The sequence below is a fragment of the Microbacterium sp. NPDC096154 genome, assembly GCF_040302945.1.
Lineage (GTDB): Bacteria > Actinomycetota > Actinomycetes > Actinomycetales > Microbacteriaceae > Microbacterium.
Window position 1 is genome coordinate 172,822 of the sequence record NZ_JBEOSM010000007.1, and the last position, 23,046, is coordinate 195,867.

A 23,046-nucleotide genomic window follows, 5' to 3' on the forward strand; every position below is an offset into this window, starting at 1 on the left:
CTCCCGAGGCAAAGGAAAAGGCCCGGAATCCGTAAGGATTCCGGGCCTTCTTTGTTGCGGGGACAGGATTTGAACCTGCGACCTCTGGGTTATGAGCCCAGCGAGCTACCGAGCTGCTCCACCCCGCGGCACAAGAGATAACACTAGCACGGGATCTGAACGCTGGCCAATCGGGGCGCCGCTTTCATGCATCCCGGGCGCGTCGTGGGCACCGCATCGCCAGCGTCCGCCCGAGGACAAAGCGGCGAGGCGAGGAGGATCCGGCCGGATCCTCCTCGCCTCGCGTCGTGGGCCTCGCGGCGCCGGCGGCGTTACTCGCTCAGCTCCAGCAGGCGCTGCACGGCCTCGTTGAGCCGCTGGTCGGCCTCGGCGTACGCCACCAGGTCGTCCGCCGCCTGTGCCTCCTGCTTGGCCTGCAGCGCCGCCTGCGCCTCGGCCAGCGCCTGGGCGTACTCGTCGCCCTCGGCGGGAGGCGGCGTCTCTCCCTCTGCCGGCGTCTCGCCCTCGGCGGGCTGCTCGGGCTCCTCCCCGGGGTCGACCGGGGTGACCTCCTCGTCGCCCGTGGGGGCACCCGAGTCGCCGCCGAACAGCTCGTCGAGAGCTTCAGCGAGGGTGTCCTCGAACGCCAGCTGATCGCCGAACGCCACCAGCACCTTGCGCAGCAGCGGGTAGCTCGTGCCGCCCGCCGACTGCACGTACACCGGCTGGGCGTAGAGCAGACCGCCGCCGACCGGCAGAGTCAGCAGGTTGCCGAGACGCACCTGCGAGTTGCCGAGCTGCAGCACGTTCACCTGGTCGGCGATCACGGTGTCGGTGTTGAACGCGTTCTGCACCTGACCGGGTCCCGGCACGGTCGTGTCCGCCGAGATCTCCAGCAGCCGCAGCTTGCCGTAGTCCTCCGCTTTCACGCCCGCTTCCTTCCCGGCATCCGAGTCGACGGACAGGTAGCCCATGAGCACCTGGCGGTCACCGCCGTCCGGGATGAAGGTGGTGAACATCGAGAATGTGGCCTCGTCCTGGCCCGGCATCCGCATGGACAGGTAGTACGGCGGCTGCAGCACGCTGTCGTCCGCCGGGTCGGCCGGCGTGGTCCACGCGTTGTCGCGCTGGTAGAACTGGCCGGCGGTGTCGACGTGGTACGTGCCGAGCATCGCCCGCTGCACCTTGAACAGGTCGGTCGGGTAGCGCACGTGGCTCATCAGCTCGCCCGACATCTCGCTGATCGGCTCGACCGTCGTCGGGTACACCTTCTGCCACGCCTGCAGCACAGGGTCCTCCTCGTCCCACGCGTACAGCGTGACGCTGCCGTCGTAGGCGTCGACCGTGGCCTTGACCGAGTTGCGGATGTAGTTGATGTCGTCGATGCGCAGGTTCGGCGCCTGGTTGGTCGAGTCGCTGATGGCGCTCGACAGACTCACGCCCGTCGAGTACGGGTACGTCGAGCTCGTCGTGTAGGCGTCGACGATCCAGACGATGCGGCCGTCCACGACGCTCGCGTACGGGTCGCTGTCGATCGTCAGGTACGGCGCCACCTTCTGCACGCGCGTCGCGGGGTCGCGGTCATAGAGGATCTGCGACTCCGGATTGACGTTGTCGGAGAACAGGATCTGCTCCGACTGGAACTTCATGGCGTACAGCAGCTTGTGGAAGAAGTTGCCGACACTCGGTCCGCCGTCGCCCTCGAAGGTCGTGCGCGTCTCGCTCGCGCCCTCCTGACCGCGCGGGTAGTCGAGCTCCATCGGATCCGTCCCCTCGGGCGCGCCGACGATGGAGTACGGCGGTGAGTTCTCGCCGAAGTACACGCGCGGCTCGTAGTCGAGCTCCGACAGGAAGCCCGACGACGGGATGTCGCTCTCGATGAAGACCGGCTCGCCCTCGTTCGTGCGCTCATTGCCCTTCGCGGCGACGAGGCCATAGCCGTGGGTGTAGACCATGGTCGAGTTCTGCCAGGTCTGGGCCGTCGCGTCGAGCTGCTGCAGGTTGAGCTCGCGCACCGCGACCACGGTGTCCTGCGTCTCGCCGTCGATCTCATACCGGTCGACGTCCAGTCGCTGGTTGAAGCCGTAGTACGGCCGATACTGCTGCAGCTGCTGCACGGTGGGGCTGATGATCGCGGGGTCCATCAGACGCAGCGACGCGGTCGTGTCGGCGTCGTTGCGCAGCTGGCCCGCCTCGGCGTCCGTCTCGGCGTTGAACTCGGTCTTCTCGATGCCGTCGATGCCGTACGCGGCACGCGTGCCGTCGACGTTGCGCTGGTAGTAGTCCATCTCGAGCTCACGCTGGTTCGGCCGCACCTGGAAGGTCTCGACCGCCCACGGGTAGCCGACGCCGACGACGAGCGACGTGACGATCAGCAGCGCGGTCGCGATCAGGGGGTAGCGCCAGCGGCCGATGACGGCCGTGACGAAGAACAGGACGGCCACCAGCGCGGCCACGACCGCCAGGATGGTCTGCCCGGGGATGACCGCGTTGACCTCGGTGTATGCCGGACCGGTGATGCGGTTGCCCGCCTCCACGAGGTTCACGTAGCGGTCGAGCCACAGGCTGCCGGCCTGCACCAGCAGGTAGAGGCCTGCGAGCACCGCGAGCTGGATGCGCGCGGGCTTGGAGATCCGCAGCTCGCCCTGGCCGACGCGCACCGAGCCGTAGAGGTAGGCGACGAGGCCCGTCATCAGCAGGCTGATGAGCACCACGGCAGACGCGAAGCCCGCGAGCGCCTGGTAGAAGGGCATCGCGAACATGTAGAAGCCGGTGTCGAGGCCGAACTCGGGGTCGGTCTGGCCGGTTCCCACGCCGTTGAACCACAGCCAGGTGGTCTCCCACTGCGCCGACGCGGCGAAGCCGGCGAAGAAGCCGAAGAACACCGGGATGCCCCACATCGCCAGGCGACGGAGGGGCTCGACGACCTCCTGGTAGCGGTCCAGCTGCGAGCTCAGACGCGCGTAGACCGGACGCAGCCGGTAGGCGAGGAAGATCGCCAGCCACACGGGGCCCGCCATCCCGACGAATCCGATCACGAACATCAGGACCCGCGCCAGCCATTGGGTGGTCAGCACCCCCTCGAAACCGAGCTGGGCGAACCAGAGGAACTCGGCGTAGAGGTTCGAGAACGTGAAGAACGCGACGACCAGCGCTGCGATGATCGCGAGCGAGATCGTGACGATGCGTCGGAAGGGGGACGGCGCGGCCGCCCTGGGCGCGGAGGTCGTGGTCACCCTGTCAGTCTAGGCAGAGGCTTCTATGCCTCAGCCGGGAGCGCCTCAGCCGGGAGCGCCTCAGCCGGCAGCGCCTCAGCCGGCGGTGCAGGTGGGCAGGTCGGCGACGTCGCCGGATGAGATCGCATCGAGCGCCGCGATCGAGTCGTCGAGTGTCGCCACGGAGAACACGTGCAGCCCGTCGGGCACGTGCCCGACGACCTCGTTGCAGTTGTCCGTCGGAGCGAGGAACCACTCCGCGCCCGCGTCGCGGGCACCGTACAGCTTCTGCCGGATGCCGCCGATCGGCCCGACCGTGCCGTCAGCCGAGATCGTCCCCGTGCCCGCCACGTTCTCGCCGCCGTTGATCGCACCAGGGGTCAGCACGTCCACGATGCCGAGCGCGAACATCATGCCGGCGCTTGGTCCGCCGACGTTGTCGAGCTGGATCCTGACGTCGAAGGGGAAGTCGAACGCCGTCGTCAGCGTGATGCCGATCAGCCATTGCCGCTCCCCCTCGACCTCGCCGGCCTCCGGCGTGATGCGGGCGGTGTCTCGGCGTCCGTCGCGCTCGTACTCGATCTCGACCGGCGCGCCGTCCCCCTCCTGGATCAGCTCGCGCAGCTGCGCGGCGTCCGTCACAGGCCGCCCGTTCGCCGACAGGATGCGGTCGCCCGCCTCGATCAGTCCTGCCGCCGGCGCGTCGTCGCCTGCGAGCGCGGCGACCTCGACCTCCGCGCCGACGTCGTAGCCGAGCTCGCTCAGGGCGGCCGCGGTGGCCTCGGCCTGCGAGTCGACCATCAGCAGCGTGTTCTGCTGCTCGCGCTGCTCCGTCGTCACGCCCTGCGGGAACACGGCATCGATGGGGACGACGGCGCGCGCCGGATCGAGCCACGCGACGGCGAGCTCGAACCACGACGGCGTGCGCTCTCGGTTTCCGATCACCTGCACGGTCGTGAGATCGAGCGTTCCCTCGGTCTCATACGTCTCGGCACCGGAGACCTCGATCAGGGGCACCTGCTCGCCGTCGGCCGACTCGGCGCTGCCGATCGTGTCGTACACCGGGCCGGGCCGCTGGATGACGTAAGCCGACGGAAGGAAGGTCAGCACCACGAGCACGGCCACAGCGATCGCCACGGACCACATGCCGACCCGCGTGCGGCGCGGCAGGGATCGCTCGCGCGTCGGCTCCGACCCATCGAACAGCGTCACGTGATCTCCCTTGCGTCCCCGCGGTAATCGGCCTCGCGCCGTCGTTCGCGGGCGGCGTAAGGCGACTGCGGCGAAGGCCGAGGTGGGCGAAGACGGGTGAGACTAGCGTAGTTCTCGTTCGGTGAGACCGGCTGAAAGGCGGCTGACGTGGCAGATGACGATCGCTCCCCCGAGGAGGAGTTCCAGGAGCTGATGCGACAGCTCTTCGGCGCCTCGGGCAGCCAGCTCGATCCCGAGCAGTTCGCGCGGATGGACCCCGAGCAGCTGGCCCGGCTCACGGGCATGCCGATCGACCCGGCGACCCTGTCGCAGGTGATGCAGAACCTGCAGAGCGCCTTCCGCTCATCCGGTGACGGCATCGACTGGGATGTGACGAGGCGCCAGGCGCTGCACATCGCGAACCAGGATGGCCAGAGCGTCACCGCCGGACAGCGCGCCGACCTGGACCAGGCGTTCCACCTCGCCGACCTGTGGCTCTCGGAGGCCACGAGCATCTCCGATCTCGCGGAGGCCCCCCGTGCCGTCACGCGCGGAGAGTGGGTCGAGAGGAGTCTGGCCGTGTGGCAGGAGCTGGCCGAGCCCGTCGCCACCAGCATGGCCGACGCGCTCACCGAGAGCCTGAGTCAGCAGGTTCCCGAGGAGATGCAGGGCCTCGTCGCGAACGCGGGGCAGATGATGCGCAGCCTCGGCGGCTCGCTGTTCGCGGCGCAGCTGGGCCAGGTCGTGGGGCGCCTCTCGCTGGAGGTGGTCAGCGGCGGCGATGTCGGCATCCCCGTTCTGCCGACCGGCACCGCGGCCATCCTGCCGCAGAACTTCGCGGATCTCGGACGCGGCCTGGAGATCCCCGACGACCAGCTGGCGCTGTACGTCGCCGCCCGAGAGCTGGCGCACGCCCGCCTGTTCCGCCACGCGAAGTGGCTGCGCCTGCACGTGCTGTCTCAGGTCACCGAGTACGCCCGGGGGGTGCACATCGACACCGAGCGGCTCGAGGAGATGGCGTCGCGCTTCGACCCGTCCGACCTCGACGAGCTGCGCCAGGCGCTCGAGAGCGGTGCCCTGCTGCCGCAGCAGACCGAGGCCCAGAAGCGCGCGCTCGACCGGCTCGAGAACATGCTCGCGCTCATCGAGGGCTGGGTCGATGTCGTCACGGCCGATGCCACCGGTCGCATCCCGCAGCTCGACCGCATCGCCGAGGCGATCCGCCGCCGTCGCGCGGTCGGCGGGCCGGCGGAGGACGCGCTCGGAGCCCTCGTGGGCCTGAAGCTGCGACCGCGACGCCTGCGAGAGGCCGCGGCGATGTGGCGCGCGGTGACCGACGCGGTGGGCGTCGAGGCGCGCGACGCGCTGTGGGACTCCCCCGACTTCGTGCCCGAGGCGGGCGACATCGACGACCCGTCGACCCTCATCGCACGGCTCGAGGCGAACGCGCGCGGCGAGGCGCCGCAGCGCGACGAGCTCGACGATGCGCTGGAGCGGCTCCTGGCGGAGGCCGAGGGCGGCTCGTCGGCCGGCTCCGATGGGGATGGCGGCGAGCCCGGCGGCGATTCGTCGGGCGAGGGCGAGTCGCCGGAGGGCCCGCGCCCCGTGTGATGCTCGTCCACAGTCGCGCGCGACGGGGTCGACGGCGCCAGACTGTGGACAGCGCATCCGGCGCGCCCCGCGCAGCGCGCACCATGGGCGCATGACGTTCCTGCGGCTCGATCCGGCACATCCCGCGCTCTGGCGCGACGAGACGACCCTGCAGTTCGGCGCGCGCCCCGTGGCCACGCTGCACGATCCCGCGCCATGGCAGCAGCGTGTGCTCGCCGCGCTGGAGCGCGGCGTCGACGCGGCGACGCTGGAGAGGCTGACGGCGGCGCTGGACGTGCCCGCCGCGGAGCTGTCGCTGCTGCTCGCGCGGGTCGAGCCCGCGCTGGCGCCGCCGAGCGGCACACGCGCCGGATCGACCGACGACCGGCTGACGGGCGCGGCGGCCGTCGGAAGCGTCCGCCTGCGCGCCGCCGACGGCGTCGACGCGGGCACGGGCTTCGACATCGCCGAGGCGCTGGACGCCGTAGGCATCGCCACGCGGTGGGCCGAGTCGTGGGCGACGACCGACGCGGACGCCGTCGTGCTCGTCGCGCAGCACCATCTGCCCCCGCACATGGCCGCCCAGCCCATGTCCGACGACACCCCGCACCTGCCGATCGTGTTCGACGGCGGCGGCGTGACGGTGGGCCCGGTCGTGGTGCCGGGCCGCACCGCGTGCCTGGCATGTGTCGCCGCGCACGAACGCGATCGCGACGCGGCGTGGCCCGCACTGGTGGCGCAGCTCGTGGCACGGCGGGCGGTCGCGGTCCCGCGGGCGCGCGCCATGGAGGCCGGAACCCTGGCGGCGCGGCTGCTGCGAGACGCCACCCGTGACCCCCTGCGGCGCGACGTCGGCGGCCTGATCAGCGCGAGCGCGTCGGTGCGGTCGGGCGAGGACGCCCGCCGCCGCTGGCGGACCCACCGCCCGCATCCGGAGTGCCTGTGCGGCGCGGCGACGCGCCGTCCCGCTGCCGCAGACGCGGACCGATCTCGGCGAGGAAGCGCGAAGGCGCCCGCTCCCCTCGCCCGGGTCGCTGCGCATCCGGCATCCGGGCCCACGACAGCGACAGGGTTCGCGCAGCCCGCGTGATGCCCACGTACGCGAGTCGCCGCTCCTCGTCGATGCCCTCGGCCGTCGTCGCGTAGGAGATCGGCAGGAGCCCCTCCGAGAACCCGATCAGATGCACATGGGGCCATTCCAGGCCCTTGGCCGCGTGCAGCGTCGACAGCGTGACCGTGCGCATCGCGAGATCGTGCTGATCCTTCGCACGGGCCATCAGGTCATCCGCGAACGAGCGCAGCGTCGTTCCGTCCGGCGCCTGCTCCGCGAGCCGCAGGATGGCGCTGCGTGCCTCCCACGCGTCGCGCAGCGCACCGCCCGCGGCGGGCGCTTCGTCCTGATGCCCGAGCCCGCGCAGCGCCGTGCGCACGGCGTCGACGAAGCCGTCGCCGTGCGGAGCGACCGCCGCGGCACGGATCGCCAGCACCGCCTGGCGCACCTCGGGCATGTCGAAGAACTTCGTGCCGCCCAGCACGCTCGTCGCGACGCCGCGCTCAGCCAGTGCCTGCTGGATCGCGGCCGACTGCGCATGCGACCGGTACAGCACGGCGATCTGATCCGCCGTCGCGCTGTCGAGCTGGCGCACGACGGTGTCTGCGACGCCTGCGGCCTCGGCCCGGTCGTCGGCGTACGCGGTGACGTCGGGCCGCGGAGCGGTCGTCTCAGAGCGCGCGGCGACGAGTGTGAGCGCGCCCGGCCGCCCTTGCATCAGCGCGTTGGCGACGTCAAGAACGCCCGGCTCAGATCGGTAGTTGCGCTCGAGACGCACCACGGTCGCATCCGGATAGCGCGTCGCGAACTCGAGCAGGTAGCGCGCGTCGGCGCCCGTGAACGAGTAGATCGTCTGGCTGGCGTCGCCCACCACGCACAGGTCGCGGCGGTCGCCCAGCCACAGCTCGAGCAGGCGGTTCTGCAGGGGCGACACGTCCTGGAACTCGTCCACCGTGAAGTGGCGGTACTGCTCCCGCACGGCCACGGCCACGCGAGGTTCGGCCTCGAGCATGCCCGCGCAGGCGAGCAGCACGTCCTCGAAGTCGAGCTGGCGCCGTTCGTCCTTCAGCTGCTCGTACTGCGACATGAGGTCGACCAGCGCCTCGGGCCGCAGCGTGCCGATGGTCCGGTTCAGGCGGCCGTACTGCTCGATCGAGCGCATCGTGACCTTGCGCCACTCGATCTGCGCCGCGATGTCGCGCAGGGTCGCACGGTCGGGCCGCAGCCGCAGCGCGTCGGCCGCATGCGCCAGCAGCTTGACCTTGTTGTCCACGATCCGGGGCGCCTCATCGCCCGCGACCTGCGGCCAGAAGTAGTTCAGCTGCGCCAGCGCCGCGGCGTGGAACGTCTTCGCCGAGACCCCCTCGATCCCGAGGGCGCGCAGCCGCCCGCGCAGCTCGCCCGCCGCCTTGGTCGTGAAGGTCACGGCCATCACCCGCTGCGGCGAGTACGCGCCGGTGTCGACACCGTGCGCGATCCGGTGGGTGATGACGCGGGTCTTGCCCGCGCCCGCTCCCGCCAGCACCACCACGGGGCCCCGCAGGCGCGTGGCCGCCTCGCGCTGGTGCTCGTCGAGCCCGTCGAGCGCGCTCACGCGGCCCCCTCGTGCCACTCGCGGATGAGCCGGTGCGCGACGGATGCGGGCCCCGGCAGCAGAAGCTCGCCGCGCCCCCCGAGCGCCTCGGCGATGTCGGCGCGCGTGAACCACCGCAGCGACACGATCTCGGTGCCGTCGGCGCGGGCTTCCGCCGGGTCGACCGCCGTCGCCTCGAAGCCGAGCATCAGAGAGCGCGGATAGGGCCACGGCTGGGAGGCGCGATACCGCACGTCGGAGACGCGCACGCCCGCCTCCTCGAGCATCTCGCGGTGGATCGCGGTCTCGAGCGACTCGCCGGCCTCGACGAAGCCCGCGAAGCACGAGTGCATGCGGCCGCCCGTGCGCGCCGCCCATGCCGCGTTGGCGCCGAGCAGCAGGCGCTCTCGGGCCGGATCGGTGATGGCCACGATGACCGCCGGATCGGTGCGTGGGAAGTGCTCTCGGGCGCATGCCACGCACTGACGCGACCACCCTCCCTGCCGCAGCACGGCGAGCCCTCCGCACGCCGGGCAGTACCGGTGCTCCACGAGCCATCGGCCGAGACTGACGGCGCCGACGAACGTCTCCGCCTCCACCGGCTCGAGGGCCGCGCCGATCTCCCGCAGCCCCGCCCAGCCCCCGGGCGCATCGAGGGGCGGGGGGCCATCCGGATCGAACGCGGCCACCAGCACGGCGGCACCGCCGTCCGCGCGTCCGAGGAAGCCCCACTCGGCCCCGTCCGGGATGTCGGCGGGCGAGAAGGCATGCAGGCGCACGGGTTCGCCGGTGGCGCGCGCGGCGGCATCGCCACGCACCGCGATCACGCGAGTGCGCGCGTCGGAGCGGCAGCGCTCCACAAGGTCCGGCACGTCGCGTTCGGCGGCCGCTCGGTCCGAGGCGGCGACGCCCGCCGCTCGACCTGTCGTCATCGCGACTCCTCTCGTCTGCGCCTCGGCCGGTCGGTTTGTTGGTGCACGATCCGGTTGCGGCTGGGATCGAGCCGGGTCCGCTGGCCGAGTGCGGCGATCCGGCTCTGTGGTGGTCCCACGCGCGGCCGGGCCCCGCAGGCGACCCGCTGGGCGCCGGCGCGGTCGCGTGCCGGGTCGTCTGCGCCGCGGCCTGCGCTTCGCGGGCGTGGCGCGGGGCGAACGGCGGGGCCCGCGACCTACCCTGGGGGGCATGGCACGCTCTCCCCTCACTCTAGCGGCGGCCGTCACCGCGGCCGTCCCGGACGCCGAGGTGGTCGGCGTCCGGCGACTCACCGCGGGCGGCGGCGGACGCTTCGACGCCGCGGTGGCCACGCTCGCCGACGGGACGGAGCTCGTCGCACGGGTCGCGAACGAGGAGAGCGTCGATCAGGAGGTCGCCGCCGAGGTGGTGGCGCTGCGCGCGCTCACGCCGGGCGTGCGCGGCATGCTGCCGTTCCTCGCCCCCGAGTACGTCGGCGCCGCGGCCCTGAACGGCGGGCGGGTCATCGTCACGACGTACGTGCCCGGATATCTCATCGATGCCGACGAGCTGCCTCGCGGCGAGGGCGCCGCCACCTCGATCGGCCGGGCTCTCGCGGCGCTGCACGCCCTGCCTCCCTCGGTCGTGCGGTCGGCCGGCTTGCGCGAGCGCACGCCCGAGCAGTCGCGTGCGGACGTGCGCCGGGTGATCGACGCCGCCTCTCGAAGCGGGCGTCTGCCCGTGCGCCTGACGGTGCGCTGGCGCGACGCGGCCGACGACGACCGCCTGTGGGCGTTCGAGCCGTCGGTGTGCCTGGGCGGCACTCAGGCGACATCTTTCCTGTTCACCGACGACGAGCGCGGCGCCCCCGCGGTCTCGGGGCTGCTCGACTGGCACGGGCTCTCGATCGACGACCCCGCCGTCGATCTGCGCTGGGTCGCTTCGGCGCCTGACGCCACCAAGGACATCTTCGGCGCGTATGTCGACGCCGCTCACCGCGCGCCCGACGCCGCGCTGCGCGTACGGGCGCGGCTGCACGCGGAGCTCGAGTTCGCGCGCTGGCTCGTGCACGGGCTCGAGGCGCACCGCACCGACGTCGTTGACGATGCCGCCGCCCTGCTGGAGTCGCTCGCCGAGGGCGTGCGCGACGATGTGCTGCTCGCGGACATCGACGACGAGGGTCGCACCGACATCGACGACGCCCTGACCGTGCTGGCCAACGTGCCGAAGGCGCAGAACGCCCCGGCGGTCGACACGTCGATGCAGACGGATGCGTTCGACCCGGACGATCTCGCTCTGGCTCCTGACTCGTCGTGGGGCGACGAATCCCGTGCCCGTGCGGCGTCGGCGGCCCACGAGACACAGCCGATCGACCGATCCGAGCTCGCAGGCATCGCCACCGGCGACGCCGATCGGCTGGGACGTCGTCACGGTGCCGACGACGAGACAGACGCGATTCCCGTGGCGGACGAGTCGCGTCAGTCCCCCGGCGAAGTGCCCGATCGCTCGAGTCGTGCCGCGTTCCAGCGCTGGATGAGCTCCTCCTCGGAGTAGACGCGGTCGTCTCGGATGACGAGGTCGTCGGCGACATAGAACAGCGCCACGTCGATGCGGTCGAGCGGCACGCCATGCCGTCGGTGGTACGCCACCCGGTAGAGCGCCAGCTGCAGCATGCGCTGCTCGCGCTCGGCGGCCGTGCGCGGCGCCTTGCCCGTCTTCCAGTCGACGATCTCGATTCGCCCGTCACGCTCGTAGACGGCATCGAGCTTGCAGATCACGATGTGCTCCGGCTCCGAGCCGCCGTCTCCTCGCACCGGCTCTGTGGGCATCGCGAAGTCGATCTCGGTCTCCACCTCGAGCGGCTTCAGGTGGGCCCACTCGCTGCGCAGGAAGATCTCGCGCAGGCGAGCCAACGCCGCCTCGTCCTCGGCCGACACCTCGGTCGCCGCCCGCGACGCGTCGTTCTGCGGCTCGTCGCCCCAGAGCTCCTCGTCGCTCTCCCAGAGTGCGTCGTCTGTCGAGGAACCGGCACCCGCCGTCCCGGAGCGCTGCTCGACCCACTGGTGGAACAGCGTGCCGATGCGCGTCTGCGTGTACGGGCGCTCGGGCATCGGGCGGTCGATCGCCGACACCGTTCCCGCGAAGTCGGAGACGTAGTCCTTGAAGCGGGAGGCCGGGATGCGCGTCGGCGCCCTCAGCACGCGCTCACGCCCGCGCTCTTCGCGCTCCGCCAGCAGCCGCGCGGCCTGCGGGGTCGGGTGGGCGGGTGGCGTCCTCCGCACGAGCTCCGCCGCCTGGGCGACGCGGGTCCGGCGGTGTCCCAGCGGATCCAGCGGCCACTGCTGCGTCAGGGCCGTGCCCTCGTAGGGGTTCTCGTCCTTGTCGACCTCGCCGATCTCATCGAGGCCCAGCTCGTCGATCAGGTCGAGCAGATACGGGCTCGGCTTGCGGGGCGACTTCTGCCCCGCCCAGTGTGCGCCGGTGAGCAGCAGGTCGCTGCGCGCTCGCGTCACCGCGACGTATGCCAGACGCCGCTCCTCCTCCTGCTGGTACTCGCGGTACGCGTCCTTGAAGCGCGTGAGGGCGCCGCCGGTCGGGTACGCCTTGGTTCTGCCTGCGGCGAGTGAGTCGAGCGCGGCCTTGTGCCGCTTGACCGGGTCCTCTCCGGCAGCCGCCATGGCACTCGCCGGGTCCCACGCGAATCGCGGCAGCGCCGCGGCGTCGCCGCGCAGCGAGAACGGCACGACGCCGAACCCGAACCACCCCGACGTGTCGCTGACACGGCTGGGAAGCTCGTCGTCCACCATGCGGACCACGGCGACGGCGTCCCATTCCAGCCCCTTGGATCCGTGGATCGTGAGCAGCTGTACGACTCCCGGTTCGGGCGGCTCCGTGCGGGGCATGAGCTCATCGGTGGACTCCGCCTTGTCGAGCCATGCCAGCAGGCTGCCGATCGTGCCGCGCTCGTCGGCCGAGAGGAACGCGCGCACCTCGTCGACGAAGGCCCGCAGCTGCGTGGAGGCGATGCGCGCGGGTCCGCGCGTCTCGTTGGCGGCCAGCTCGATGTCGAGCCGCAGTTCGATCTCGATGAGGCGGATCAGCTCCGGGATGGGCTGTCCTGCCGCGCGGCGCAGGCGCTCCAGCATCTCGCCGGCGCGCCGCAGCCGCCCCCGCCCTTCGGGCGAGAGAGCCGCGAGCAGGCGATAGTCGTCTCGCGACGTGCGCACGAAGTCGAGCGCATCGACGATCGAGACGGCCTCGTCGACACCCGCAGACGTGCGCAGCCGCGCCTTCAGCTCGTCGGGCAGGGGCGTCAGGCCGCCGTCGCGCACGGCCAGGGTGGCCGCGAGGTCGTACAGCGCGGCCATGTCGGCCACGCCGATGCGGAACCGCGGTCCGACCAGCAGCCGGATCAGCGCCGAGCCGGCCGTCGGGTCGTGCAGCACGCGGAGCACCGACACGACGTCGGTCACCTCGGGCGTCGACAGGAGGCCGCCCAGCCCGAGGATGCGGTGCGGGATGCCGCGATCGCCCAGCGCCGTCGCGAACGTCTGCATGTGCTTCTTGGAGCGGAACAGGATGGCCCCCGTGTGGGGCTTCGGGGACGTGTGGGCCGCGCGCACGTCGGCGAACCAGTCGGCCACGGCAGCCGCCTCGTCATCCACGGTGAGCTCGAAGCGGCACGCCACGCGCCCCTCCCCGGCCCCCGGCCGCGGCTCGAGCTCAGGCACGGTGAACGACCCGCGCCCCTGCAGCGGACGCAGCACGCGGTTCGCGGCGCGCAGGATGCGCGCGTCGTTGCGCCAGCTGGTCATGAGGCTGAAGTGCGACGCCGGCACGTCTCTGGTGAAGGCCGCGTCGAACGCGTACAGATTGTCGGCGCTCGCGCCGCGCCAGCCGTAGATCGACTGGTGCGGATCGCCGACCGCCATGACCGTGCTGTCGCGGAACAGCTCAGCGAGGAACCGCGTCTGGATGACCGAGGTGTCCTGGTACTCGTCCAGCAGCACGACACGGTACTGCTCGCGCAGGTCTTCCCGCACCTGGGGCGCGCTCTCGACGATCGCGTAGGCGCCGTTGACCTGATCGGCGAAGTCCAGTACGCCGCGGCGCTCCTTCTCGGCGATGCAGTCACGCACGAGCTGGACCAGGATCGGCATGGCGAGCAGGTTCGCCGCCGCCTTGTCGACGTCGGTTTTCTCGCGGTATGGCTCGAAGGCCGCGGCCTGATCGAGGGCCACGCGTTGCAGCTCGTCGAGGTCGACGCGGTGGTCGAGCACCTCCGCCGCGAGCCGCTGCACCGCGTCGATCACGCCGTTCAGCGCGCGATCGACGTCCTCCAGCCCGGGGATGTCGGCCTTGAGCACGACGTGACGTGCGATCAGCCACGACGCGGACTGCGTGAGCATCGCCGCGTCGGGGTCGCGTCCGATCCGCGCGGCGTGCTCGCGCACGATCGAGTCGGCGAACGCGTTGTACGTCGCCACTCGCGGCCGGATCATGAGGTCGTCGACCGTGCGCGGCGCGCGCGGGTCCCATCCGGTGCCGTACCGCGTCGCCAGGCCGTCCAGCACGTCACGGCGCACCGCGTCGCGCTGCGTGGGCGTGGCGGCCGCGGCGACCCGGTCGAGCGCACCGCTGCCGACGATCTCGCGCAGGTACGGAAGCAGACCCCGGCGTCCGAACTCGTCGATCAGGGCGAGACGCGAGCCGATGCGCTCGGCCAGCTCTCCGGCTGCCTTGCGGGTGAAGGTCAGACCCAGGATCTCGTCGCGGCGCACGTGCTCGTTCGCGACCAGCCACACGACGCGGCCCGCCATGGTCTCGGTCTTGCCGCTCCCCGCACCGGCCACGACGAGCGCCGGGCTCGGCGGCGCCTCGATCACGCGCTGCTGCGCCGCGGTCGGCGTGGGCAGACCCAGCGCGGCGGCGATGTCGGTCGCGAAGATGCCGTGGCCGCTGTGCCAGGCCGGCGTCTCGATGCGCTCCGACAGCATCTCTGGTGCGTCGCTCTGCACGGTCATGCGCTGATCCCCCTCACGCGCTCACGGAAGGAATCGTGTGGATGCGGCATGGTTTGACGAACATCCCCTCGGTGCAGTGGGCGTCGACCTGCGCCGTGAAGCTGCTGGCGGACATGCCGCGCGCCGCTTCGGCGACCCGATGCAGGAACTCGGCGCGCGGCTCGTCGGTGAGGCGATGCTGGTGCGCGACGCGGTAGTCGCTCTTGGCGAGCGTCTGCGAGACGATCACGAGACGCGCGCCGGCGAGCGCGCCGGCAGGGGCGCCCTCGACGAGTCCTTCCTGCACCGCGATCTGATAGGCGGCGAGCTGTGCGTGCTGCACGACGTCGTTGTCTCCGGGCTTCTCGTACCGCCCGCTCTTGAGGTCGACGACCACGACGTGCTCGGCGGACCCGCTGTCGGCGCAGTCCATCGCGGTCCAGCCGCGGGCGCGCCCGGGAGCGTGCTCACCGGCTCCGATCGGGTAGGTCTCGACCCGATCGATGACCCCGCTGACGATCGCGCGCCGCGGCCCCTGGACGTCGTCCCCGACGTACACGGCCGGCACCCCGCCGTTCGGTGTGTCGTCCGCGGAGGTGTCGACCGCGAACCGGAACTCCGCTTCGGAGGCGAGGTGCGCGCCACCATCGGCGCGCGCGGCGCGCAGGTACGCGTGCAGCCGCTCGACATAGACGTCCGCGCGCGCGCGTTCCTTGGCCGCGATCCACGGCGTCTCGAAATCGAGCTCCGACCAGCGCTCGTCGACGACGGAGCGCAGACCGTCGAGGTCACCGTCGGGGAAGCGCTCGAGCGCCGCGTGCAGGATCGTGCCGATGCCGGCGCTGGGCGGCGTCACGGTGCTGCCGCCCAAGCTGTCGATCACCCAGCCGAGGCCGCACTCCTCGAAAGCCTCCAGGCGCGACGGAGACACCCGGGCGGGGCCTTCGTCGAGGTCGCGCAGCGGACGATCGGTGGACGGCTCGATCACGCCGTACCATTCGTCGGGCGAGGCGCCGGGAACCTCGGCCGCCGCGAGCATGCTGAGCTGTCCGGCGGCCTCGGCCCTCGCGGCGTCATCGGTCTGCTCCGTCAATGTGCGCCGGTGCCGCGCGACGAGCCCTCGCAGCGTGAGCGGATGGGCCACGCGCTCGTCGTCGTGGACCGGCGGCGGGGGCAGGAACGAGAACAGCGCACTGGGGCCCGTGGCGTCGTCGTCGACCGCCGTCACGAGCAGTCGCGAACGCGCGCGCGAGACCGCCCGCACGAACAGGCGCAGCTCGTCGTGCATCGCCGCGCGGCGCCGGTCGAGCACTCCCGCGGCCACGATGTCCGAGCGGCCCTCGCGATGCGCCGCCACGACATCCCCGAGACGCCACGACTCCAGCAGACCGCCCCGCAGGCGGACGTTGGGCCACACGCCGTCCTGCACCCCGGCGATGACGACCGCCTCGAACTCCACGCCGAGCGCGTTCGCGGGCGTCAGCAGCACCACGGCGCCGTCGCGGTCGGGCGAAGAGAGGGTGTCCTCGGGCACGTCGCTGTCGAGGATCTCCCGGATGAACGGCAGCGGCCCCTCCTCGGGGTTGCGTTCGACGGCGCGCTTCGCCGCGGCGAACAGCGCGACGAGACCATCGAGCGCGCGACCCGCCTCGGCGGCCAGCGGCCCCTGGCCCCGAGCCGTCTCATGCCAGGCGCGATCCAGCCGGCGCCCGTCCCCCGTACGCGCGCGATCCCAGACGAGCCAGAGCAGCTCGTGGATCGTCGCGCCGCGACCGCCTTCCTCGTGCAGCAGGCGCAGCGTCTCGGCCAGCCGGCGCCCGGCGCGCGCCTCCGGCGTGTCGATCAGGTCGAAAGCGGCGGGCTGACCGAGAGCGTCGTGCAGCAGCGTGCGCGCCGGGCGGTTGCCGCCCTCGGCCAGCTCGGCGTGACGCATGTGCGCGCGCAGCCGGCGCAGGCCGACGCCGTCCAGCCCGCCGAAGGGCGAGCGCAGCGCCTCGATGAGCCGCTCGGGGTCGCGCTCGTCGTGCGGCTGCAAGCCGAGACGCACGATCTCGACGATGTCGTGCACCACCGGCTCGCTGCCGAGCGGCCGCTGCACGCCGGCCGCGCGCGTCGGCACCTCGCGCGCCGCGAGCTCGGCCTCGAGCATCGTCAGCTGGCGGGTGTCGTGCGCGATCACCGCCATGCGGGACCACGGTGTTCCCCGGAGCAGGTGCCAGTCGCGCAGGGTCCACGCGATCCGGTCGATCTCCTCGTACGGCGACGCCGCGTGCAGCGTCTCGACGATGCCGGTGCCGTCCACGTCCGGTGCGGGCGGGCGACGGTGCGCCACGACGCCGGCCGCGCCGATGGACTGCGTGACAGTCCGCGTCAGGGCCGTGAGAGCGGGAACCGCGCGGTGCGCGCCGTCGAGCACGTGCCGCTCGCCCAGCGCGATCGTGAGGCGCTGGAACAGCTCCGGCGTCACACCGCGGAAGGCGCCGGAGCCGATGTCCGGGTCGCCGAACGCGAGCACCGCGATGCCGCGCGCCCGCAGCGCCTCGACCACCGCGATGCCGCCGCGCGTCAGCTCCTGGGCATCGTCGATCAGCACGACCCGCAAGCGCTCGAGCCCTGCGATCACGGCGCCGTCGGCGAGCGCGACGGCGGCCTCGCCGTACAGCTCTGCGACATCTCGATGCGGAGCCCGCATGCCGTCGAGCACGCCGCGGTAGTCGCGCATGAACCCCGCCACCGCCGTCCATGCCGGCACCCCCAGCGCCGCCAGCTCCGCCGGCTTCACCCCGAGCTCGGTGAGGTCGCTGAGGAACGCGCGCAGCTCGGAACGGAATCCCTTCGACGCCCGCACGCTCGGGCCCAGGTGCTCGGGCCAGCGCGTCATGCCGTCGCGCTCGTCCTCCTCATCGCCCGCGAGGATGTCGGCGACGATGCGATCCTGGTCCGCTCCGGTGAGCAGCTTCGGCGGCTCGGTGCCCCGGCGCACGGCCTCCGCCCGCACCACCTGGAATGCGAACGCGCCGATCGACCGCGCCAGCGGGCCGGGCGTCGCCACCCGAACCCGCACCCCGAGCTCGTCGCGCAGGCGCGTGGCCGAGACGCGGGTGGGCGTGAGCGCCACGAGCTCGTCGGCCGCGAGGCCCCCATCGATGAGCCGAGCCACGCGTTCGACCAGCACGGCTGTCTTGCCCGTCCCCGGCGCGCCCACGACGGTTCCCGACGCCTCCGGCGGCAGCTCGAGGACGGCGCGCTGGCGCGCGTCCCACACCGGCGCATCCGCAGTCGTCGACGTCATGCCCTCCACGCTAATCGCGGCCTCGGACATCCCGGCTCAGCGCGCGGACAGAGCCCGCACCGCCTCCGCAGCGCGCGCCAGCTCGATGCCGTACGAGCGCCCGTGGCCGGCGGCGTGCACGGCGAGCGGGTGCAGCTGGTGCAGGGCCACCCGCTCTTGCCACCCCTGTCGCAGCGGGTGCACCCGCTGGTACCCGTCCAGGATGTCGCCCAGGTGCGGTGCGCCGAACAGCGCCAGCATGGCGAGGTCGGTCTCGCGGTGTCCGCCGTGGGCCGCCGGGTCTATGAGCACGACGCCGCCGGGCGAGAACAGAACGTTGCCCGCCCACAGGTCGCCGTGGATGCGCGCGGGCGCCTCATCGTCGTCGAAGCGACCGGAGGACACCACGTCGCAGCACGCGCGCACCGCGTCCGCCTCCTCCGGCGTCAGGTTGCCCGCCTCTACGGCGATGTCGACGAAGGGCAGCACCCGGTCGCGCGCGTAGAACGCGCCCCAGCGCTCCTCGTGCGCATACGCCTGCGGCCGCCGCCCGATGAAGCCCGGGCCCGCCCATCCCGCGGGCGGCGCCCCGAAGGCCGAGGCGCCGGCGTCGTGCGTGCGCGCGAGCGCCGCTCCGAACGCTCGGGCGGCCTCGGCCGAGGGCCGCGTCTGCGCGATCCGCTCGAGCACGATGCGCCCCTCGGCGACCTCGAGCACGCGCACGGTCCTCGCGCCGCCATCCACCTCGCCGAGCCACCGCAGGCCCGCCGCCTCGGCCGGGAAGAAGCCCTGTGGGGCGCGCGGATCGGCCTTCTCGATCGTCTCAGGCATGGCTCCAGTCTCGCCGGCGCTTCCGCCCGTTCGCCGTCAGCGTTCACGGCCGGCGGTGTCGACGCCCCTCGCCGGCAGTCGCGGGCCATAGAGTTGTGGCAGCCCCGCCTGCTCTTCTGCTTGCGGGCCTCAGGCACGACGAAAGGCAGTCACCCGTGGACATCCGCATCGGCATCACCAACACCGGCCGCGAGCTCAGCTTCGAGTCGTCGGAGAACGCCGCGGACGTCAAGGCCGCGGTCGCTTCCGCTCTGGACGGGGGCGCGAGCCACCTCTCCTTCACCGACGTCAAGGGCAACTCCTACATCGTGCCGACCGCGAACCTCGCGTTCGTCGAGGTGGGCAGCGAGGAGACCCGTCGCGTCGGCTTCGTCGCCTGACGCCGATGTACATCCTGCTGGCACTGGTCGCTGCCGTCGCGATCGGGGTGGCCGTGCACTTCCTGCTGCCCCGCCGCGGTGTGCGCGGCGTAGCACTGGCGCCCTCGATCGGCGCCGCGGCGTCGGCCGTCGTCTACGGGATCTGCACGTGGTCGGGGCTGGGCGAGGGCAACGCTCTCACCTGGCTCGTCACGCTCATCGTCTCGACCCTTCTGGCGTGGGTCGGCACCGACGCGCTCTCGCGCGTGCGCGCCGCGCGCGACGCCGCCGAGGCGGAGCGCCTCGGCCTGGCCTGACGCCGCACCCGTCGCTCAGCCGCCCACGCAGGCGCCGGTCGGCACCGGCTCGAGCGCGCCCGACAGCGCATCGAGCACCGGCATGAGCTCGCCCGTCGTCATGGCGTACCCGACGCCCGCCTGCACTTCGTCTCGCGCGAACACGACACCGGCCACCGCGCCGTCGCCCGTCAGCAGCGGCCCACCCGAGTTGCCGGGCTGCACGTCGGCAGACAGCGCGTACACCTCCCGCGGCGTCGTGCTCTCCGCGTAGATGTCCTCGATCGGCGCCGAGCCGGTCGCCACCACGCCCGCCGGGACGCTCCGGAAGGGGCCGCCGTGCGGATACCCCTGCACCGCGGCCGCGTCGCCCGCCGCGAGCGGCTCCGCCACGCTCAGCGGGGCGGCGTCGACGTCCGCGGCCACGACGGCGAGGTCGTCGATCGGGTCGAAGTACACCACCCGGCCGTCGTGCGCGGGCTCTCCGGGCAGCTCCACGATGGGGTTCTCCATTCCGGCCACCACGTGCGCGTTGGTGACGAGGAGGTCATCCGCCACCACGAAGCCGGTGCCGCTCGCGCCGCGCCCGCACGCGTATGCCACGCCTCTGATCCGGGCCACCGAGGCGGCGGCGGCACGCAGCTCGGGATCGTCCGGGTCGACGCCCTCCGCCTCGACCGTCGCATCGCCCTCGTCGAGCAGTCCGTCGATCGTCGGCAGCACGGTGTCGCCGAGCGCGGCCGAGTGCAGCCGCGCCATGGCCTCGGCGACCGGCGGCGGCGTGATCCGGTCGATCGTTCGCAGGATGCTCGACGATGCGACCGCGGACGACACCGTCGGGATGCCCGCGGCCGCGATCCCGGAACCGGCCAGCGCGATGGCGAGTGCCGCCGCCACCAGCGCGAGCACGCCTCCGAGCAGGCGCTCCAGCGCCTTCAGCCGCAGCCGATCGGCTCCGCGCCGGATGAGCCCGCCCACCACGGCGCCCAGGGCCGAGCCCAGCGCGAGCAGGCCGATGGCGCCGCCGATCACGGCGAGCGGACGCCACGCGGCATCCGGCACGGCCTCCGCCACCAGGGGCAGCGCCCAGGGCGCCAAGAGACCACCGGCCACGAGTCCGCACAGGGCACCGGCGGCGGAGAACAGGCCCACGCGCAGGCCCGTGACGAGTGCCGCGAGCAGCAGCACGGCGATCAGGATGTCGGCGACCGGCACGTGCTCTCCTCTCGGCGGCGCGTGTCCACCCTACGGTCGGCGACTGCGCCTCCGCCGTGAGGCCGCGACTTCGCCGTCGGCGGCGCCGCCACCCGGCGCTAGGCGGCCAGTCCCAGCGAGTCCATGCGGCGCGCGTGCGCCGCCATGAGCGCGGTGAAGACCGGCTCGACCTTCTTCTCGTCGTCCTCGCCCAGCCGCTTGGGACGCAGCGCCGCGCGTGCCACGAGCAGCGTGTCGCCGACCAGGCGTCGGGCCCACATCGACAGCAGCGAGCGCATCTCCTCGTCGGAATCGATCGTGGCGCGGAGGAGATCGACGATCAGCTCGCGGTCGCTGTCGACGTTCAGGATGCGCGCGATGCGGCGCCCCGTGTCGCCGTAGCTCCTCGCCAGGGCCCGATAGAAGTCGTCCAGCATGCCGGCTGTGATGTGCACCGAGAGCATGGTCTCCCGCGGCCGTGCCCCGATCGTCGCCCGACGGAAGGCGTCGAGCTGCTCCTGGAAGGGACGCATGATGAGCGCGGGGTCGTCTCCGCGTGCGCGGATCACGTCGATGATGGCCCGGTGCTTGACGAGCGCGGCGCCGGCAGCGAGCGACAGCGCCTCCTTCTCCTCGAGCTCGGGCGTCGCCCGGATGAGCCGCGTCAGCGTCTCGAAATAGCCCAGCTGCAGGTACGCGGCCTGGCCCAGGAAGGTCTCGACATCCGGTGCGAGCTCCTCGAAGTCCACGCGCCTCGCGTCGCCCATCTCGCCGCGCGGCCGCAGACGCAGGATGCGCGCGGGCGGGCGCCGCTGCCAGAACTTCCAGTTCACCACGGCCCCAGCCTAGAGCGTGGCCACCCGCCCACCGGCATGGCCGCGGCGTCCCAGGGCCGCTCCGCTAGGCTGGTGCGGTCCCCGGCGACGGACCGGGGCCGCCGCGCCTGGAGCAGAAAAGGGCGTGGATCGCATTCCCTCAGGCGGCGACGGCCGCCGGACAGGCACTTCTCACATCGTGACCACATTCTCCGACCTCGGCGTCGACCAGGACATCGTCGACGCCCTCGCCGCCAAGGGGATCGTCGACGCGTTCCCCATCCAGGAGCAGACGATCCCTCTGGCCCTTCCCGGCCAGGACGTGATCGGCCAGGCCAAGACCGGCACCGGCAAGACCTTCGGCTTCGGCATCCCCGTGGTGCAGCGCCTCGGCCAGAACCCCGAGCCCGGCGTCAAGGCGCTCATCGTCGTGCCGACCCGCGAGCTCGCGGTGCAGGTGTACGAGGACATGGACCTGCTCACCTCGAACCGCTCGACCAACGTCGTCGCGATCTACGGCGGAAAGGCCTACGAGGGGCAGATCGAGCAGCTGAAGGCCGGGGCGCAGATCGTCGTCGGCACGCCCGGCCGCCTCATCGACCTCGCGGGCCAGCGCCTGCTCGACCTGTCGAACGCGACGGAGGTCGTGCTCGACGAGGCCGACAAGATGCTCGACCTCGGCTTCCTGGCCGACATCGAGAAGATCTTCCAGAAGGTCGCGCAGGTGCGTCACACGCAGCTGTTCAGCGCGACCATGCCGGGCCCGATCGTCGCGCTCGCGCGCCGCTTCATGACGAACCCCATCCACATCCGGGCGACGGACCCGGATGAGGGCCTCACGCAGGCGAACATCAAGCACGTCATCTACCGTGCGCACTCGCTCGACAAGGACGAGGTCATCGCGCGCATCCTGCAGGCGGAGGGTCGCGGCAAGACCGTGATCTTCACCCGCACCAAGCGCGCCGCCCAGCGCCTCGTCGACGAGCTCACCGACCGCGGCTTCAACGTGGGCGGCGTGCACGGCGACATGGGACAGGAGCAGCGCGAGCGCTCGATGGCCGCCTTCAAGGCGGGCAAGAAGGACGTGCTGGTGGCCACGGACGTCGCCGCGCGCGGCATCGACGTCGACGACGTCACACACGTGATCAACCACACGATCCCGGACGACGACAAGACGTACCTGCACCGCGCCGGCCGCACGGGTCGCGCGGGCCGCACGGGCATCGCCGTGACGTTCGTCGACTGGGAGGACCTGCACAAGTGGGCCCTCATCAACCGCGCCCTCGACTTCGGCCAGCCCGAGCCGACCGAGACCTACTCGTCGAGTCCGCACCTCTACACCGACCTGAACATCCCGGCCGGCACCAAGGGCCGCCTGACCACGGCGCCCAAGGCGGAGCGTCAGCGTCCCGAGCGCCGCTCGCAGGAGGGCTCGCAGGGCGGCGCGCCGGCCGAGGGCGACAAGCCCCGTCGCAGCCGTCGCCGCCGCTCGGGCGGTTCGTCCGAAGGCGGTTCGACTCCCGAGGCGGCCGCCGAGAAGCCCGAGGGCGCCGGCACGCACGACGGCGCCGGCAAGGAGCACCACGACGGCAAGCCGGCTCCCCGTCGTCGCCGTCGCCGCCGCCCCTCGGGCCAGGCCCCGCAGGGTGCGTGAGCACGCGCATCCCGTCTCATGAGCAGCAGAACCCCCGCTTCGGCGGGGGTTCTCGCGTCTTCCCAGGCGCACG

At 72.4% G+C, this 23,046-nt stretch carries 14 protein-coding genes and 1 tRNA gene; 5 read left to right on the forward strand and 10 right to left on the reverse strand.

The features are described 5' to 3' along the window. Window positions 1-54: 54 nt before the first annotated feature. From ABTW64_RS11420 to ABTW64_RS11430, 3 genes are all read right to left on the reverse strand, one after another. Window positions 55-128, reverse strand: a tRNA-Met gene (locus ABTW64_RS11420). A 183-nt stretch (window positions 129-311) separates the two neighbouring features. Then, window positions 312-3,215, reverse strand: coding sequence for a UPF0182 family membrane protein (locus ABTW64_RS11425; protein ID WP_350622450.1), 2,904 nt, complete (start codon window positions 3,213-3,215; stop codon window positions 312-314). A 75-nt stretch (window positions 3,216-3,290) separates the two neighbouring features. Next, window positions 3,291-4,406, reverse strand: a complete 1,116-nt coding sequence (locus ABTW64_RS11430; protein ID WP_502892329.1) for a YlbL family protein — start codon at window positions 4,404-4,406, stop codon at window positions 3,291-3,293. A gap of 147 nt (window positions 4,407-4,553) precedes the next feature. Between ABTW64_RS11430 and ABTW64_RS11435 the strand changes: the two genes are divergently transcribed. After that, the gene (locus ABTW64_RS11435; RefSeq protein WP_350622452.1) at window positions 4,554-5,996 is read left to right on the forward strand and encodes a zinc-dependent metalloprotease; all 1,443 of its coding nucleotides are present in this window, start codon (window positions 4,554-4,556) and stop codon (window positions 5,994-5,996) included. A gap of 842 nt (window positions 5,997-6,838) precedes the next feature. On the opposite strand, the gene ABTW64_RS11440 is transcribed toward ABTW64_RS11435, so the two are convergent. After that, window positions 6,839-8,620, reverse strand: a complete 1,782-nt coding sequence (locus tag ABTW64_RS11440; protein ID WP_350622454.1) for an ATP-dependent helicase — start codon at window positions 8,618-8,620, stop codon at window positions 6,839-6,841. Further along, window positions 8,617-9,531 (reverse strand): NAD(+) diphosphatase, encoded by a 915-nt coding sequence (gene nudC / locus ABTW64_RS11445; RefSeq protein ID WP_350622456.1) that lies wholly within the window; start codon window positions 9,529-9,531, stop codon window positions 8,617-8,619. Before nudC ends, ABTW64_RS11440 begins: the two co-directional genes overlap by 4 nt. 250 nt (window positions 9,532-9,781) lie before the next feature. On the opposite strand from nudC, the gene ABTW64_RS11450 reads away from it, so the two are divergent. Next, window positions 9,782-11,104 (forward strand): phosphotransferase, encoded by a 1,323-nt coding sequence (locus ABTW64_RS11450; protein ID WP_350622458.1) that lies wholly within the window; start codon window positions 9,782-9,784, stop codon window positions 11,102-11,104. Here the strand turns inward: ABTW64_RS11450 and ABTW64_RS11455 are convergent. The 3 genes from ABTW64_RS11455 to ABTW64_RS11465 are packed head-to-tail and all read right to left on the reverse strand — an operon-like array spanning window position 11,029 to window position 18,655. Beyond that, window positions 11,029-14,547, reverse strand: a complete 3,519-nt coding sequence (locus ABTW64_RS11455; RefSeq protein WP_502892335.1) for an ATP-dependent helicase — start codon at window positions 14,545-14,547, stop codon at window positions 11,029-11,031. The genes ABTW64_RS11450 and ABTW64_RS11455 overlap by 76 nt on opposite strands. A 40-nt stretch (window positions 14,548-14,587) precedes the next feature. Then, on the reverse strand, window positions 14,588-17,845 hold the full coding sequence (locus ABTW64_RS11460) for a PD-(D/E)XK nuclease family protein (RefSeq protein WP_350622462.1): 3,258 nt from the start codon (window positions 17,843-17,845) through the stop codon (window positions 14,588-14,590). Window positions 17,846-17,881: 36 nt separating this feature from the next. After that, complete coding sequence (locus ABTW64_RS11465; RefSeq protein WP_350622464.1) at window positions 17,882-18,655, reverse strand: fructosamine kinase family protein; 774 nt, start codon at window positions 18,653-18,655, stop codon at window positions 17,882-17,884. A gap of 155 nt (window positions 18,656-18,810) precedes the next feature. On the opposite strand from ABTW64_RS11465, the gene ABTW64_RS11470 reads away from it, so the two are divergent. Continuing rightward, window positions 18,811-19,035 (forward strand): DUF3107 domain-containing protein, encoded by a 225-nt coding sequence (locus tag ABTW64_RS11470; RefSeq protein WP_350622466.1) that lies wholly within the window; start codon window positions 18,811-18,813, stop codon window positions 19,033-19,035. Window positions 19,036-19,040: 5 nt separating this feature from the next. Continuing rightward, entirely contained in the window at window positions 19,041-19,331 is a 291-nt protein-coding gene (locus tag ABTW64_RS11475) for a hypothetical protein (protein ID WP_350622468.1), read from the forward strand. 15 nt (window positions 19,332-19,346) lie between these two features. Here ABTW64_RS11475 and ABTW64_RS11480 read toward each other — a convergent pair whose 3' ends face one another. Then, on the reverse strand, window positions 19,347-20,525 hold the full coding sequence (locus tag ABTW64_RS11480; protein WP_350622470.1) for a MarP family serine protease: 1,179 nt from the start codon (window positions 20,523-20,525) through the stop codon (window positions 19,347-19,349). 98 nt (window positions 20,526-20,623) lie between these two features. After that, entirely contained in the window at window positions 20,624-21,340 is a 717-nt protein-coding gene (locus tag ABTW64_RS11485) for a ferritin-like fold-containing protein (protein ID WP_350622472.1), read from the reverse strand. A gap of 178 nt (window positions 21,341-21,518) precedes the next feature. Between ABTW64_RS11485 and ABTW64_RS11490 the strand changes: the two genes are divergently transcribed. After that, complete coding sequence (locus tag ABTW64_RS11490; protein WP_350622474.1) at window positions 21,519-22,973, forward strand: DEAD/DEAH box helicase; 1,455 nt, start codon at window positions 21,519-21,521, stop codon at window positions 22,971-22,973. The last annotated feature ends 73 nt before the right edge of the window (window positions 22,974-23,046 follow it).